At 69.1% G+C, this 15,935-nt stretch carries 12 protein-coding genes; 6 read left to right on the forward strand and 6 right to left on the reverse strand.

Annotated features, from left to right (window positions below; genetic code table 11):
- Window positions 1-27 precede the first annotated feature (27 nt).
- Window positions 28-1,809 carry an IlvD/Edd family dehydratase gene (locus tag EX20_RS18830; RefSeq protein ID WP_011879750.1) on the reverse strand — a complete coding sequence of 594 codons (1,782 nt, stop codon included), beginning with the start codon at window positions 1,807-1,809 and terminating at the stop codon, window positions 28-30.
- Between the two features lie 253 nt (window positions 1,810-2,062).
- Window positions 2,063-3,100, reverse strand: coding sequence for a LacI family DNA-binding transcriptional regulator (locus EX20_RS18835; RefSeq protein ID WP_043292734.1), 1,038 nt, complete (start codon window positions 3,098-3,100; stop codon window positions 2,063-2,065).
- 298 nt (window positions 3,101-3,398) lie between these two features.
- Here EX20_RS18835 and EX20_RS18840 point away from each other — a divergent pair, with 298 nt between their 5' ends.
- On the forward strand, window positions 3,399-4,745 hold the full coding sequence (locus EX20_RS18840; protein WP_011879752.1) for an MFS transporter: 1,347 nt from the start codon (window positions 3,399-3,401) through the stop codon (window positions 4,743-4,745).
- 69 nt (window positions 4,746-4,814) lie between these two features.
- Here the strand turns inward: EX20_RS18840 and EX20_RS18845 are convergent, their stop codons facing one another.
- The 4 genes from EX20_RS18845 to EX20_RS18860 form a co-directional block, all read right to left on the reverse strand.
- Window positions 4,815-6,131, reverse strand: coding sequence for an MFS transporter (locus EX20_RS18845; protein WP_034194352.1), 1,317 nt, complete (start codon window positions 6,129-6,131; stop codon window positions 4,815-4,817).
- A gap of 65 nt (window positions 6,132-6,196) precedes the next feature.
- The gene (tcuB, locus tag EX20_RS18850) at window positions 6,197-7,414 is read right to left on the reverse strand and encodes a tricarballylate utilization 4Fe-4S protein TcuB (RefSeq protein WP_034194353.1); all 1,218 of its coding nucleotides are present in this window, start codon (window positions 7,412-7,414) and stop codon (window positions 6,197-6,199) included.
- Window positions 7,401-8,807, reverse strand: a complete 1,407-nt coding sequence (gene tcuA, locus EX20_RS18855; RefSeq protein WP_034194354.1) for an FAD-dependent tricarballylate dehydrogenase TcuA — start codon at window positions 8,805-8,807, stop codon at window positions 7,401-7,403. The genes tcuB and tcuA overlap by 14 nt, the downstream gene beginning before the upstream one ends.
- 97 nt (window positions 8,808-8,904) lie before the next feature.
- Window positions 8,905-9,828 (reverse strand): LysR family transcriptional regulator, encoded by a 924-nt coding sequence (locus EX20_RS18860; RefSeq protein ID WP_011879756.1) that lies wholly within the window; start codon window positions 9,826-9,828, stop codon window positions 8,905-8,907.
- A gap of 925 nt (window positions 9,829-10,753) precedes the next feature.
- On the opposite strand from EX20_RS18860, the gene EX20_RS18865 reads away from it, so the two are divergent.
- The 5 genes from EX20_RS18865 to EX20_RS18885 all read left to right on the forward strand — a co-directional run bounded on the left by EX20_RS18865 (window position 10,754) and on the right by EX20_RS18885 (window position 15,878).
- A complete protein-coding gene (locus tag EX20_RS18865) occupies window positions 10,754-12,283 on the forward strand; it encodes a mannose-1-phosphate guanylyltransferase/mannose-6-phosphate isomerase (RefSeq protein ID WP_034194355.1) in 1,530 nt (509 codons plus the stop codon).
- A gap of 41 nt (window positions 12,284-12,324) precedes the next feature.
- Window positions 12,325-13,695, forward strand: coding sequence for an undecaprenyl-phosphate glucose phosphotransferase (locus tag EX20_RS18870; RefSeq protein WP_034194356.1), 1,371 nt, complete (start codon window positions 12,325-12,327; stop codon window positions 13,693-13,695).
- Between the two features lie 8 nt (window positions 13,696-13,703).
- On the forward strand, window positions 13,704-14,156 hold the full coding sequence (locus EX20_RS18875) for an arsenate reductase/protein-tyrosine-phosphatase family protein (RefSeq protein WP_014725568.1): 453 nt from the start codon (window positions 13,704-13,706) through the stop codon (window positions 14,154-14,156).
- Entirely contained in the window at window positions 14,156-14,548 is a 393-nt protein-coding gene (locus EX20_RS18880; RefSeq protein ID WP_034194357.1) for a hypothetical protein, read from the forward strand. Before EX20_RS18875 ends, EX20_RS18880 begins: the two co-directional genes overlap by 1 nt.
- Window positions 14,549-14,666: 118 nt before the next feature.
- Entirely contained in the window at window positions 14,667-15,878 is a 1,212-nt protein-coding gene (locus tag EX20_RS18885; protein ID WP_034194358.1) for a polysaccharide biosynthesis/export family protein, read from the forward strand.
- Window positions 15,879-15,935: the final 57 nt, after the last annotated feature.

Raw genomic sequence — 15,935 nt, forward strand, 5'->3', positions numbered from 1 at the left:
GCTCGGCTGGAGTCGTGGGACGTTGGATCAATGCGAATGGCGCGGATTGCCGTGCCGTTCGATCACCTTCAGATACAGCGTGGCCGGCTCGAGGCAGCCGCCGGTGGACAGCTGGCCCACGAAGCGGCGATACAGCTCCTGCCACGGCGTTTGCGCTGGCGGCGCGGCGAACGTCGCGGTTTCGCGGCGCCGCGCGAGTTCCGCTTCGTCGACGAGCACGTCGACGGTCCGGCGGTTCAGGTCGACGCGGATGCGGTCGTCGGTGCGCAGCAGCGCGAGGCCGCCGCCCACCGCCGCTTCCGGCGACATGTTCAGGATCGACGGGCTGGCCGACGTGCCGCTCTGGCGTCCGTCGCCCATGCACGGCAGCGACGTCACGCCGCGCTTCACCAGCGCCGCGGGCGGCGCCATGTTGACGACCTCCGCGCTGCCCGGGTAGCCGACCGTGCCGCAGCCGCGGATCACCAGGATGCAGCGCTCGTCGATGTTCAGCTGCGGATCGTCGATGCGCGCGCGGTAGTCCTCGGGGCCGTCGAACACGATCGCGCGTGCGTCGAAGGTGTTCTCGGCACCCGGCTCGGCGAGGTAGGTCTGACGGAACGCGTCGCCCACCACCGACATCTTCATGATCGCGCTGTCGAAGAAGTTGCCCGACAGCACGATGAAGCCCGCGCCGTGCTTGAGCGGCGCATCGGGCGTGCGGATCACGTCGCGATCGGCGGGCGGCGCGGCATCGGCGATCGCGCCGATCGGCCGGCCGGACACCGTCATGCAATCGCGCCGCAGCAGGCCGGCCGCATCGAGCTGGCGCAGCACCGCGGGCACGCCGCCGGCGCGATGGAAGCTCTCGCCGAGATATTCGCCGGCCGGCATGCAGTTGACGAGCAGCGGCACGGCTTCGCCGAAGCGCTGCCAGTCGTCGAGGCTCAGCTCGACGCCCATGTGGCGCGCGATCGCGATCAGGTGCGGCGGGCAGTTGGTCGACGCACCGAGCGCGGACGCGACGACGATCGCGTTCTCGAACGCAGCGCGCGTCATGATCTGCGACGGACGCACGTCGTCGCGCACCAGCTCGACCGCGCGCTTGCCGGTCGCGTAGGCCATCTGGCCGCGCTCGCGGTAGGCGGCCGGAATGCTCGCGCAGCCCGGCAGCGACATGCCGAGCGCCTCGGCGAGACTGTTCATCGACAGCGCGGTGCCCATCGTGTTGCAGTGCCCGATCGACGGCGACGCCGCGGTGGTCAGCGCCATGAATCCTTCGTAGTCGATCTCGCCTGCCGCGAGCAGGTTGCGCGCGTGCCAGATCACCGTGCCCGAGCCGACGCGCTTGCCGTCGTGCCAGCCGTCGAGCATCGGCCCGCCCGACAGCACGATGGCCGGCATGTCGACGGTGGCCGCGGCCATCAGGCAGGCCGGCGTGGTCTTGTCGCAGCCGGTGGTCAGCACCACGCCGTCCAGCGGAAAGCCGTGCAGCACTTCCACCAGCCCCAGGTACGCGAGGTTGCGGTCGAGCGCGGCGGTGGGCCGGCGGCTCTGCTCGGCGAGCGGGTGCACCGGGAACTCCATCGGAATGCCGCCCGCGTCGCGAATGCCGGCGCGCACGCGCTCGGCCAGTTCGAGATGGTGGCGGTTGCACGGTGCGAGGTCGCTGCCGGTCTGCGCGATGCCGATGATCGGGCGACCCGACTGCAGCTCGTCGCGCGTCAACCCGTAGTTCATGAAGCGCTCGACATAGAGCGCCGTCATGTCCGCATGCGCGGGATCGTCGAACCACTCCTGGCTGCGCAGGCGGCGTGGGGTGTTTGCCATGGCGAGGCTGTCTCCGAATAGGACTGTCGTGCGGGACAGTCGTGCGTTGTGCGTGCCGGATAGTTACCGGTAACATCGAGCGGATGTTAGCACGGTGGTTTTGCGTTGCGGAAGGGAATTTGCGCGGAAGGCGGCGGGGCGTTCGTGGCAGGGCGTCGCGCGTTCGCGCGCGGCGGAGCGGGCCGGCGGCGCGCTCGTGTCGACCGACGGCGGCCGGGCGGCGGGCTGCCGGCGCGCCGCGGCGGTCAGCGCGTCACGCGCTTTCGCGCGCGACGATCGTGTAGTCGATCCGGATGCTGCGCGATTCGAGCGGCTCGCCGCCGTCGCGCGCGTGCAGCGCGGCCAGCAGCGCCTCGCCCGTGTGCAGGCCGATGCCGTACGCATCGACCGACACCGTCGTGATGGTCGGATGGCAGCAGGTCGCCACTTCGAAGTTGCCGAAGCCGGCCACGGCGATGTCGGCCGGCACGGCCAGCCCGCGCCGGTGACACTCCATGATCGCGCCGAACGCCGACATGTCGCTCACGCACATCACCGCATCGGTGTCCGGCCATTTGTCCAGCAGCGCGGCCATCGCGGGGCCGCCGTGGCTCATCGTGATCGGCGAATCGCCGAGCCGCACGACGCGCGGTTCGCCCAGTGCGAGCGCCTTGATTTCGGCCTGATAGCCCTTGAGCCGGTCCAGGCCGCGGCGGTCCAGTTCGCTCGCGCCGCCGAGAAAGCCGATGCGCCGATAGCCACGCTCGGCCAGATGCCGCACCATCGCGCGCGCCGCGCGCACGTTCGAGAACCCGACCGCGGTGTCGATCGGGCGCGTGGGCAGATCCCACATCTCGACCACCGGAATAGCCGAGCGCGCCAGCAGCTTGCGCGTCGCGTCGGTGTGCTGCGCGCCGGTCAGCGCGACGCAGCGCGGCTGGTGGCGCAGCATCGAGCGCACCAGCCGTTCTTCGCGTTCGAGGTCGTAGTCGGTATCGCCGAGCAGCAGTTGCAGCCCGTGCGGTTCGAGCGCATCGGTGAGGCCGCGCACGGTGTCCGAGAAGTTGGAGCTCGACAGCGACGGTACCAGCACCGCGACGAATTCCGAACGGCCCGACGATAGCGCGCCGGCCGCGGCATCGGCGACGTAGCCGAGCTGGTCGATGGCGCGGCACACCCGTTCGCGCGTGTCGGCGGCCACGCTGTGGCCGGCGAGCACGCGCGACACGGTCATCTTCGATACGCCGGCCAGGCGCGCTACGTCGGACATGCGGGGCGGCCCGGCGGGCCGGACGGCGGTGGGACTGGGCATCGGAATTGCTGTCAAAAGAAGCATGCGAAGGCTACATCATACCGGTGCCGGATCGCGTGCCGAGCGGCGCCCGCGCGCCCGTTGCCGCCGCGCGCGTACTAGGGAAACCACTCGGCGGCCGGCGCTTGAACTGGCCCGTCCCGGCGTGCTACGTTGCTGGGCGTTACCGGTATCAGAGCGCCGGTGGCATCCGTCGCCCCGTCGGCGGATTTTTTTGCCGCAGGATGTTATCGGTAACATCGCCGGCCCGGCGAGCGTGCCGATGCGAAGAAGACCTACACAATCAGGAGACGAACGGATGCCAACCATCACACAGACCGCGGCTGCGCCGGCCGCGGCCGACTTGTCCGAAGACGCCGTCTATCGCAGGGTGATGCGGCGCATCCTGCCCTTGCTGCTGCTGTGCTACGTCGTCGCGTATCTGGACCGCGTCAACGTGGGCTTCGCGAAGCTGCAGATGCTCGACGACCTGAGCCTGAGCGACGGCGTCTATGCGCTCGGCGCCAGCATCTTCTTCTGGGGCTATTTCCTGTTCGAGATGCCCAGCAACCTGCTGCTGCATCGCTACGGCGCGCGCTTCTGGATCGCGCGGATCATGATCACGTGGGGCATCGTGTCGTCGTCGATGGCGTTCATCGTGCCGCTCGCGCAGTTCTTCCACGTGCAGACGTCGACGATGTTCTACGCGCTGCGCTTCCTGCTCGGCCTGTGCGAAGCCGGCTTTTTCCCGGGCGTCATCCTGTACATGAACTACTGGTTCCCGGCGCGTCGCCAGAGCGTCGCGATGTCGGGCTTTCTGGTCGCGATTCCGCTGAGCCTGACGCTCGGCAGCGTGGTGTCCGGCTGGCTGATGGAGCAGACGCACGGGCTGTCGGGTATGAGCGGCTGGCAGTGGATGCTGCTGCTCGAGGGCCTGCCGTCGATCGTGGTCGCGTTCGTCGTGCTGGCATTCCTCGGCGACGGTCCGCAGTCGGCGAAATGGCTGTCCGCCGACGAGAAGGCGCTGCTCGCGCGCAACCTCGAACGCGAGGCCGCGCACAAGTCGCACCGTGTCGGCGTCGCGCTGCGCAGCCCGCGCGTGTGGCTGCTGACCTTCATCCTGCTCACGTTCAACACCGGCTTCTACGGGCTGGCGTTCTGGCTGCCGTCGATCATCCGCGCGTCCGGCGTGCGCAGCCCGCTGCATATCGGGCTGCTCACCGCGATTCCGTATCTGACGGCCATTTTCGCGATGCTGTGGAACGCATCGCACTCGCGCAAGACCGGCGAGCGCCGGCTGCATGCGGCGATTCCCGCGTTGATCGGCGGCGTCGGCCTGATCGCGAGCGCCGCGTGCGCGCAGAACGTGGCGCTGTCGATCGTGTTCCTGACCATCGCGACCTGCGCGATCCTCGCGCTGATGCCGATCTACTGGACGTTCCCCGGCCAGATCCTGTCGGGCACGGCGGCGGCCGCCGGCATCGCGCTGATCAATTCGGTGGGCAACCTGTCCGGCTTCACGGGCTCGATGATCACCGGCATCGCAAAGGAAATGACCGGCAACATCAACAACGGCACCTATGCGCTCGGCGCGTGCCTGTTGATCAGCTGCGTGCTGATCCTGTCGATTCCGCGCAGCATCCTGGTGCCGCCGGCCGAGCGGTAGTACTGCGTGGTCGCATGCGGCGCGGCGGGCGACCTGCCGTATTCCCGGCGCACCGCCGCCCGACCAACATCATGCAGGCGAAGCGGCGCGTTCGGCGGCGCCTCCGCTGCGATACAGCGCAAGCGTCGCGCACAGCCCGCAGCACGCGGCGAAACTGAGCCAGTAGCCGGGCGCCGCCTTGTCGCCGGTCAGCTCGATCAGATAGGTCGACACCGCGGGCGTGAAGCCGCCGAACACCGCGGTGGCGAGGCTGAACGCCAGCGAGAAGCCGGCCACCCGAACGTTGGCGGGCATGATTTCGGTGAGTGCGGCGACCATCGCGCCGTTGTACATGCCGAAGAAGAACGACAGCCACAACAGCACGGCCAGCATGCGGCCGAAGCTCGGTGCGCCGGCGAGCCACGCGAGCGCCGGGTACGACGTCGCGATCGCCAGGACCGTCACGGCGACGAGAATCGGCTTGCGGCCGATGCGGTCCGACAGCGCGCCGCCGACCGGCAGCCACACGAAATTCGACAGGCCGACGCACAACGTGACGATCAGGCTGTCGGCGGTGGAGAGCTTGAGAACCGCCTTGCCGAACGTCGGCGTGTAGACCGTGATCAGGTAGAACGTGGTCGTGGTCATTGCGACGAGCAGCATGCCGGCGAACACGGTCCGCCAGTTCTTCAGCATCGTCGCGAAGACTTCGCGCGCCCGCGGCCGGTGGGTGCGCGCGTTGAACTCTGCGGTTTCCTGCAGCGAGCGGCGCAGCAGGAAGATCGCCGGCACGATCGCGCAACCGATGAAGAACGGAATGCGCCAGCCCCATGCGCCGATCTCCTGGCTCGTCAGCAGATGATTGAGCAGATAGCCGATGGCCGCCGCGACGACGATCGCGACCTGCTGGCTCGCCGACTGCCAGCTCGTGTAGAAGCCCTTGTGGCCCGGCGTCGCCATTTCCGCCAGATAGACGGACACGCCGCCCAGTTCCGCGCCCGCGGAGAAGCCCTGCAGCAGCCGCCCGAGCAGCACCAGCACGGGCGCGGCGACGCCGATCGTCGCGTAGCTCGGCACGCATGCGATGAGCACCGTCCCGCTCGCCATGATCGACAGCGTGACGATCAGGCCTTTGCGCCGTCCCACTTCGTCGATGTAGGCGCCGAGCACGATCGCGCCGAGCGGACGCATCAGGAAGCCGGCGCCGAACACGGCGAACGTCAGCAGCAGCGACGCGAATTCGCTCGCCGTCGGAAAGAAGACCCGCGAGATCGTGGTCGCGTAGAAGCCGAACAGGAAGAAGTCGAATTGCTCGAGAAAATTGCCGCTGGTCACGCGCAGGACCGCGCCGAGCTTCGACGGGCGGGCAGCGGCGCGAACTGGCGCGTCTGACGGTAAGCGATGCATGAGTTGTCTCCTATGGTGTGGTGGGCGGATCTGGCGCGATGCCGATCCGCTTCGCATGGCCCGGATCAGTCCGGGCTCGGTTGCAGGCGAGCGGCCTGCCGCTTCTCGATCGACGCCTTGAGCAGTGCGGCGCAGCGAAAGACGCCGTGCGCGAATTTTCCGTACGGCAACGTGACGAACAGCGCCATCACGATGCCGAGGTGGACGGCAAGCAGGCACGCCATCGCGCCGCTGTCACGCCACGCGAGCAGCGCCAGCCCCGAAGCGCTCACGAGCATCAGCAGCGCGATGAAGCCGCGATCCATCGGGCGCTGCTTCGGATCGGTCCGCGCCGGGTCGCGCCGCAGGTTGAGCCAGAGCAGGCCGGCCGGGCCGATCAGCAGGCCGATTCCGCCCGCCGTCCCGAGCAGCACGGGGACGCTCGCGAACGCATACGGCGCATGCAGGTTCAGCGCGTAGTGATAGAAGGTGGCCGTCACGGTGGCCGCGAAGCACAGCATGAAGCCGTAGAACGTGAAGTGATGGAAGCGGCGTCGCGCGAGCGTGAACGCATCGTCCGCCTCGTTGCAGCCGTCGCCGTGGCCGCCGCCGAGATAGGTCAGCGCGAGCGCGTGCTGCGCCGCTTCCGCCACGGCCGGGACGCTCGCCGTGCCGGCCGACACGTCGCGCCAGAACCGCTTCACGCCGTTGCCGAGCGCGAGCATCGCGAGGCCGAACACGCCGCCGAACATCGCCGCCAGCAGGTTGTGCGGAAACACCGCATAGAAGTTGCCGTGCGCCGCGCCGCTCAGCAGCGACCCGTTCAGCGCGGCGCCGAGTATCAGGAACAGCGCGAGCCCGACGGCGAGCGCGAGCGCGATGGTGAGTCCGTTGCGCTGATAGAGCTTGCCCATCGGCGCCGGCCACGCGTACTCGACGTAGGTATCGAAGCGGACCTGCGCCATCGCCTTCGGCACGTTGACGGCGAACGCGTGCGGCGGCGCGTACTGGCATGCGTGATAGCACGCGCCGCAGTTGTGGCACAGGTTCGCGAGGTAGTTGACGTCCGCCTTGGCGAACGCCATCCGGCGCGTCATGGCGGGGAAGACCGCGCAAAATCCCTCGCAATAGCGGCACGCATTGCAGATGCTCATCTGCCGCGCGACTTCGGCTTCGTTGTCGGTGACGGGCTGCAGGCGAATGACCGGCCGGCCGGCGGCGTGCGCGGCGGGTTCGGCGCGCTCGGTGCGAGCGACGCGCGCGGCCGGCGGCGCGTCGTGGATGCGTTCTTCAAGATTCTGCACGTTGAACTCCAGTCGATTGCGCGGCCTTCGCCGCCTGAGTGCCGGCGATACGTCCGAACGCGGTGCCGATCGACATGCCGACGCCGGCCGTATAGCCCTTGCCGAGCACGTTGCCGGCCATCATTTCGCCCGCGACGAACAGGTTGTCGCTCGGTCGCCCGCCGAAATGGACTTGTGCGCGCTCGTTGACCTTGAGCCCCAGGTACGTGAACGTGATGCCCGGTCGCAGCGCGTAGCCGAAGAACGGCGGGGTGTCGAGCGGGCGCGCCCAGTGGGTCTTCGCCGGCGTGAGCCCTTCGGTGCGGCAGTCGTCGAGCGTCGTGTGGTCGAAGGTGCCGCCGCGGCAGGCCGCGTTGTAGGCGTTCAGCGTGGCGACGAACGCGTGCTCGGGCAGCTTCAGGCCGCGCGCGAGTTCCGGCAGCGAATCGGCCCGGACGCCGGGAAACACCGGCGGCATGAAGCGTCCGAGCGCCTTTGCGTCGATGATCGAGTAGGCGATCTGGCCCGGCTGCCGCGCGACGAGCCGGCCCCAGATCGCATAGCGCTTCGGCCAGAAGTCTTCCCCTTCGTCATAGAAGCGCTCTGCGTCGCGGTTGACGACGACGCCCAGCGACACGCAGTCGATGCGCGTGCAGATGCCGCCGTCGTACAGCGGCGCGCGGGCGTCGATCGCGACGCAATGCGATTGCGACGGATCGCCGATCGCGTCCGCGCCGGCGTCGATCATGTAGCGCAGCAGCACGCCCTGATTGAAGCGCGTGCCGCGGATCAGGAAGTTGTCGGCGGGCCACTCGCCGCGCTCGTCTTGTCCCCATGCTTCGCGCAACCACGCGCGATTGGATTCGAAGCCGCCTGCCGCGAGCACGCAGCTGCGTGCCTCGAAGCGTTGCGCGCCGCTGCGCGCGGCGACGAAGCGCGCGCCGTCGAGTTCGATCGCGTCGACCGGCGTGTCGTAGCGGATCTGCACGCCGAGCGCTTCGGCGCTGCGGTAATAGGCGTTCACGAGCGCTTTGCCGCCGCCCATGAAGAAGGCGTTGGTGCGCGCGACGTGCAGCGCGCCGGACAGCGGCGGCTGAAAGCGCACGCCATGCGCCTGCATCCACGGACGACAGGTCGACGACGCGCGGATCACGAGCCGCGCCAGCGCCTCGTCGGTGATGCCGCCGGTCACCTTCAGCAGGTCCTGCCAGTATTCCTCTTCGGGATAGGCGCCGATCAGCACGTCCTGCGGCGCGTCGTGCATGCAACGCAGATTGCGGGTGTGCTGCGAGTTGCCGCCGCGCCATTCGCGCGGGGCCGATTCGAGCAGCAGCACCGAAGCGCCTGCTTCGCGCGCCATCAGCGCGGCGCAGAGCGCGGCATTGCCGCCGCCGATCACGAGTACGTCGACCATCTGAGTTGTCTCCTTTGAGACGCGACTCTACGGATCGACGCGACACGCCGCCATCACGCGGACGGCAACACGTCTTCAGTTTTCGTGAAGGGAAGGGCTACGTGCGCAGCGTGGCGCCCGGCCAGCGGCCGGCCGCGACGATTTCGCGCGCCACGTCGGCGAGTACGACGCGCGCGGCCAGCCCGGCCGGCGACAGCTCGTCGTCGGACACGCTCGCGATCAGGTTGGGCCGCGTCGCATGCGCGTCGGCAATCGGAACGCTCGCGAGCGCCGCATTCTCGAGCCGCGCGAGCGCCGCGCCCGGTTGGATGGTTGCGCCGAGGCCGCCGCGCACCGCGTCCATCAGCATCGCGAGGCCGTCGACTTCGGCGGTGATATGCGGCGTAAAGCCGGTGCGCGCGAACGCGGCATCGAGCAGCGCGCGCAAGCCATGCGGGCCGCTGGGCAGGATCAGCGGCAGCGCGCCGAGTTGCGCGAGACCCACGGGCGACCCTTCGGGCATGCCGGGCTGGCCGGCGCAGCCGATCACGAACAGATGCTCGTCGAGCAGCGGCATGACGCTCCAGCGCTGCGCGGGCTCCTCGCGGAACAGCACGGCCAGGTCGATCTGCCGCGCGCTCAGCATCGCGCCGAGGTAGCCGGACAGGCTCTCGACCATGCGCAGCCGCACCTCGGGATAGCGCTGCCGCATCGCCTTCATGAACGCGAGGCCGAGCACGCCCGTGGTGCTCGGCGCGAGCCCCACGCTGACGTGCCCGGACAGGCGCGCCTGACGGGCGGCGAGCGCCGCATCGTCGATGTGGCGCAACGCGAGCTGCGCCTGTCGCCAGAAGGCGAGCCCCGCGTCGGTCGGCACGACGCCCGTGGAGGTTCGCTGCAGCAGGCGCGTGGACAACTCGCTCTCGAGCCGGCTGATCTGCTGGCTCAGCGCCGACGTCACGACGCCGAGCTCCAGCGCTGCCTTGCCCATGCTGCCGTGCTCGACCACGCAGACGAAATAGCGCAGTTGCCTGAGTTCCATCGATGCCTCGAATTGATGCGACGGCGACATTGTCGCAGCCGACGCGCGATGCGTCGCGCGAATCGCTTTCCGATCGCCACCGGATCGCCGGTGCGCATGAACGTCGCGACTCGAATCCCGCAGCGGAGCGGTTCTCTTTTTGTCGTTATTCGCATGCGTTCAAGCGCGCATCGATTCATGGATGAACCGCGTCGCTCTATTGCGATATTCGATTATTCATGGATGAAACGGGCGAATGATTTGCTCGCGCAGAAAATCGCCCGACGCGTGTGATCTCGCAATCCGTAACGTATCTGCGTTACGGCGTGTCGTTACGTAACGGCCGAGAACGCGGCATTCGCGCAAACGTTACACCGGCCTGTTTCGATTTATTCAGATTATTGGCCCGCACACCTAGGTCATTGGTTTGTCGATGGTTTTCCGCGCTGCAGCATCAGAATGCGCAGCGGTGGCACGGAACCTGCATTAAATGCCATGTGCCGCAGTAGTTAATACCATAACGTTAGACCAACCATGAATTACACAAGCATTCCGATCACCGGCCGCGCCGTGGGGGCAAGGCGGCCGGGGCTGGGCCTTCAATCGACGGAGCAGGTCCGCTCGCGCGTCCGTTGCGGATTGCTGCGGCACGGCATGTCCGTCGCCCCATTGCGTGTTATCGAGCCGTTTTCCGCGCATGCACATAACGGTGCGATGCGCGCTTTCGAGCAGGCTGCAGTGCGTTCAACGTCCGCATGGCCCTCGCGAATCGTGGCGTGGGTCCGCTAGTCGCGAATTCGATTTCATAAGGGCATTCGAATTAATTGATTGGTCCGCGCGAATGAATCGCATTCGCGGCGAATGTGCGATGCATCGGGATGCCGAGGGCTTAACGCGTCCGGCATTTCCGTGCATGCGAAAACAGCTTGCATTGAGGAGCGCAAAAATGGGCGAACTCGCTTCCATCGGTAATGCGCGCATTGCCGATTCGGATCTGCACGAACCCGGCCGCGGCGCCGCCGCCGCCGCCGCGGTCGTGCCGGTGATCCTGGCCGGCGGCGCGGGCACGCGGCTGTGGCCGATGTCGCGCGAGCAGCATCCGAAGCAGCTGACGCAGCTCGTCGGCGACGAATCGTTGCTGGAATCGACGCTGCGTCGCGTGCGCGGTCTGTCCGCGACGTTCGAGCTGGCCGCTGCGCAGGTGGTGTGCGGCGATGCGCATCGGCACATCACGGTGCGCCAGCTCGCGGCGAGCGAGCTGCGCGCGCAGGTGATCGTCGAGCCGGCGCGGCGCGACACGGCGCCCGCCATGACGCTCGCGGCCGAACTCGCGCGCGTGCGGCACGGCGATGCGGTGCTGGCGGTGATGCCGGCCGATCACGCGATCGCCGATACGGCCGCGTTCGAGCGCGCGATGGAGACGGCGTTGCGCTACGCGCAGCTCGGTTGCCTCGCGACGCTCGGCGTGCGGCCGACGCATGCCGATTCGGGCTTCGGCTATCTGCGCACCGGCATGCCGGTGGCGCTGGACGGCGCCGCGGGCGCGTTCGCGCTCGATGCGTTCGTCGAGAAGCCCGCGCCGGAAATTGCCGCGCATTACGTCGCGTCCGGGTCGCACTGGTGGAACAGCGGGATCTACGTCGTGCGCGCCAGCGTGTGGCTGCGTGCGATCGCCGCGCTTGCGCCGGAGATTCATCACGCGTGCGTCGCCGCGATCCGCGACGGCGCCGCCGCGGCGGACTGCTTCCATCCGGCCGCGCAGCCGTTCGCCGCGTGTCCGTCGAACTCGATCGACTACGCGGTGATGGAGCGGCTCTCGTCGCTCGCCGAACCGCCGGCGGCCGTCGCGGTGCCGCTCGACGCCGGCTGGTCCGATCTCGGTTCGTGGGACGCGGTGTGGGCCGCGCTCGACAAGGACGCGAACGGCAACGCCGGGCGCGGGCGCGTGATGTTCGAGGACGCAGCCGCGTGCTACGCGCATTCCGAGGGCCGGCTCGTCGCGTGCGTCGGCGTCAGCAACGTGGCGGTGGTCGAGACGCCCGATGCGGTGCTGGTCGTGAACCGCGAGCAGGTTCAGGGCGTCAAGTCGCTGGTCGCGCGGATCAAGGCCGAACGCGGCGCGGAAGCCGACACGCATCGGCTCGTGCGGCGTCCTTGGGGCTGTTACGACTCGGTCGACCGCGGCGAGCGCTTTCAGGTGAAGCGGATCGTCGTCGATCCGGGCGCGCGTCTGTCGTTGCAGATGCATCACCATCGCGCCGAACACTGGACCGTCGTGAAAGGCACCGCGGCCGTCACGCGCGGCGACGAGCAGTTCCTGCTCGGCGAGAACGAATCGACGTACATCCCGATGGGCGTGCGCCACCGGCTCGAAAACCCGGGGCGGCTGCCGCTGGAAATCATCGAAGTGCAGACCGGCAGCTATCTCGGCGAAGACGACATCGTCCGCTTCGACGACGCCTACGGACGCGTGTGACCGCGATTGCGGCGCGCTCGTGCGCCGCGTGGAGAAAGCCCATGTTTGGAGTTCAGTCGATGGTGGCGCGCGTGCTCGACGCGGTGGTCGTGGTGGCCGCGGCGGCCGTCGCGTCGCATGTGCGCTTCGCCGACGATCCGCTCGGCCGATCCGACGCGATGGTCGTGCCGTTCGTCGTGATGCTGACGCTCGCCGTGTTTCCGGCCTTGCAGGTGTATCAGTCGTGGCGCGGGCGCTCGTGGATCGCGATGATCAGCCGCATCAGCGCCGCGTGGATCGCGGTGCAGGCCTGCAACCTGGTGCTGCTGTTCGCGCTGCATCGGGCCGATCAGGTGTCGCGCCTGTGGTTCGCGTACTGGACCGGCATCGCCGGATGTGGATTCATCGCGATGCGCATGCTCGCGTATGCGATGCTCGCGCGCGTCAGGCATGCGGGCCTGAACCTGCGCAAGGTGGCGATCGTCGGCAGCGGCGCCTATGCGGTGCGCGTGATCGAGACGCTCGCGCTGTCGCCCGCGAGCGGCTTTCGCCCGGTGCTGTTCCACGATCCGGCCGGCGCGTCCAACGGCGTGCTTCCGGCGATCACCGACTTCGCCGCGTTCGCCGCGGCCGTGCGCGCCGAAGCGGCCACCGAAATCTGGCTCGCGGTGCCGATCTGCGAGGAGCGCACGATCCGGCGCGTGTTGAAGGCGTTCGGCGACGACCTCGTCAACATCCGCTTCATGCCGGACATGCGCAGCATTGCGTGGCTCGGCGGCACGATGATGGATCTGGTCGGGATGCCCGCGATCAATCTGGTCGCGTCGCCGATGTCGCATCGCGCGCTGCTGCAGAAGGCGCTGTTCGACCGCGTGTTCGCGGCGGCGGCGCTCGTCGCGCTCGCGCCGCTGCTCGGCGCGATCGCCGTCGCGGTGAAGCTGTCGTCGCCGGGCCCGGTGCTGTTTACGCAGTATCGGAAAGGCGCGGACGGCCGCGTCTTCCGCATCTACAAGTTCCGCACCATGCGCGTACACGCCGACCCGGCCGGCGTCGTGCGTCAGGCCACGCGCGGCGATGCGCGCATCACGCGGGTCGGCGCATTCCTGCGCCGCACGAGCCTCGACGAACTGCCGCAGTTCTTCAACGTGCTGCGCGGCGACATGTCGGTCGTCGGGCCGCGGCCGCATGCGATCGAGCACGACGATCTGTACCGGCCGCTCGTCGACGGCTACATCCATCGCTACCGGATCAAGCCCGGTATCACCGGCTGGGCGCAGGTCAACGGCTATCGCGGCGAAACCGACCAACTCGACAAGATGGTTGGGCGCGTCCAGCACGACCTCTATTACCTGCGCAACTGGTCCTTCGGGCTCGACATGCGAATCGTCGCGGCCACGGTGCTGAAGGGCTTCGTGCATCCGAACGCGTACTGAGGCCGCCCATGATCGAACGCATTCTGATCGTTTGCGACGGCAACGCGTGCCGCAGCCCGATGGCGAGCGCGATGCTCGCGCGGGCGCTGCCGTTCATCCAGGTGCGCAGCGCGGGACTGATCGCGCTGGCCGGGCGGCCCGCCGCGCAGGCCGCGATCGACGCGATGCGCGCGCGCGGCTTCGACCTCACGCCGCATATCGCGCAGCCCGTGCATCTGGGCCACGTGCGCGCCTCGCAGCTGATTCTCGCGATGACGCTCGTCCAGTGCCGCGAAATCGAACGCCGCTATCCGTTTGCGCGCGGCCGCGTGTTCCAGCTCGACCACGCGACCAAGCGCGATATCGAGGATCCGGTCGGCAAGTCGGCGGACGTGTTCGACGCTGTGGCCGCCCATATCGAGCGCGCGGTCGCGCAGTGGATCGTGCGCATTCCGGCCGCCGCCGCACATGGAGGCGCGTGATGCGACGGCGCGTGCTGCGATTCGCGATGCTTGCGTGCGCGATCGGCGCAGCGGCGCCGCACGGCGGTGCGTGTGCGGCCGCTGCGCTGACGGTGTCCGCGCGTGGGCTCGCCGGCCTCGCGAACGTCGCGCCGTCGCGCGCGGATGGCGCGCGTGGCGCGCGTGCAAAGCCGGCGGCCGCGTCCGGCGTTGCCGTGCCGGCAGCCGGCTATTACGCGCTGCTGCCGATCGAGCGGCGCATGCGTGCGTTCTCGCTCGACGCGCCCGACCTGCCGGGCGTGCCGCGCGCCGGCCACGCGCGCCGCGTCGCGGTTCCGACTCGCGGCGCGCAGGACGGTGCGCGCGACGACTGGCCCGGCCTCGCGCCACCGTGGGCTCGCTCGCCATGGTGACCGACCGCAACGCATGCGAGCGGCGCGCACGGACGCTCGCCGTCGCGCAACGAAACGAGAGCCGCCGTGCGCCTGCTGCCGCGACGGACGCAACGACAGCCCGACATACGAGGCCGCAATGAATCGAGCATCAGACGTTGTATCGACCGCAGGCCGCTGGGGCCGCTGGGGCCGACCGGGCCGTTGGGGCCGCGCGCTGGCGCCGCTCGCGCTGTCCGTTGTCGTGGCCGGCTGCGCGGTCGCGCCGGGCATGCGGATGAACGACGCGCCGGCCCTTCAGCTGAACAGTGCGCGCAACGGCGAGCCGGCGCGGGCGCTCGACGTGCCGATCCGCGAGATCGACGTCGACCTGCTGCAGCGGATGCGCGACGGCGACGGCGGCGACGGCGGCGACGCCGGCGACCGGTCGGCGAACGTCGATGCGCTGCTGGCCGAGCGTGGGAAGGGCGGTTACCGCATCGGCGCGGGCGACGTGCTGCAGGTCACGGTGTGGGACCACCCGGAGCTGTCCGCGGCGGCGCCGACCAACCAGACGTCGTCGACGCAACGGCCGAGCGACCCGGTCGGCGGCTTCGTCGTCGACGAGAACGGCAGCGTGCAGTTTCCGTATGTCGGCACGCTCGCGGTCGCGGGCAGGACGACGACCGAGGTGCGCGATGCGTTCCGCGTCGCGCTCGCGAAAACGTTCCGCGATCCGCAGGTCACCGTGCGCGTCACGTCGTACCGCAGCCAGCAGGTCTACGTCGAAGGCGAGGTGCGCAATCCCGGCAACCAGCCGATCAACGACGTGCCGATGACGCTCATCGAGGCGCTCGATCGCGCGGGCGGCCTGCAGCCCACCGCCGACCGCAGCCGGATCGAGCTGCTGCGCGGCGACGCGCGCTACGTGCTCGACCTGTCGCGGCTCGTCGCGCGGCGGATCGACCCGGCGCGCATCCTGCTGCGCAATCGCGACGTGCTGCGCGTGCAGTCGCGCGAGGACAGCGGCGCATACGTGATGGGCGAGGTCACGAAGCCGACGCTCGCGCTGCCGCTGCGCGACGGGTCGCTCACGCTCGGCGACGCGTTGCAGCAGGCCGGCAGCTTCAACAGCGGCACCGCCGACACCGCGCAGGTGTACGTGATCCGCGCGCGCGGCTCGCGTACGCCGGACGTGTTCCATCTCGACGCGAAGTCGCCGGTCGCGATGGTCCTCGCGAACGACTTCCGGCTCGCGCCGAAGGACGTCGTCTATGTCGACGGCAACGGCCTCGTGCGCTTCAGCCGCGTGCTGTCGCTGCTGCTGCCCGCGATCAATGCCGGCATGACCGGCGCGCTCGTCGCGAAATGAGCGCCCGCCGCGTCGCAGCGACCGCGCCGTAACCCCGCCGTAACTACGCCGTAACCC

Origin of the sequence: Burkholderia sp. WP42, assembly GCF_000745665.1 — a bacterium.
Classification (GTDB): Bacteria; Pseudomonadota; Gammaproteobacteria; order Burkholderiales; family Burkholderiaceae; genus Burkholderia; species Burkholderia vietnamiensis.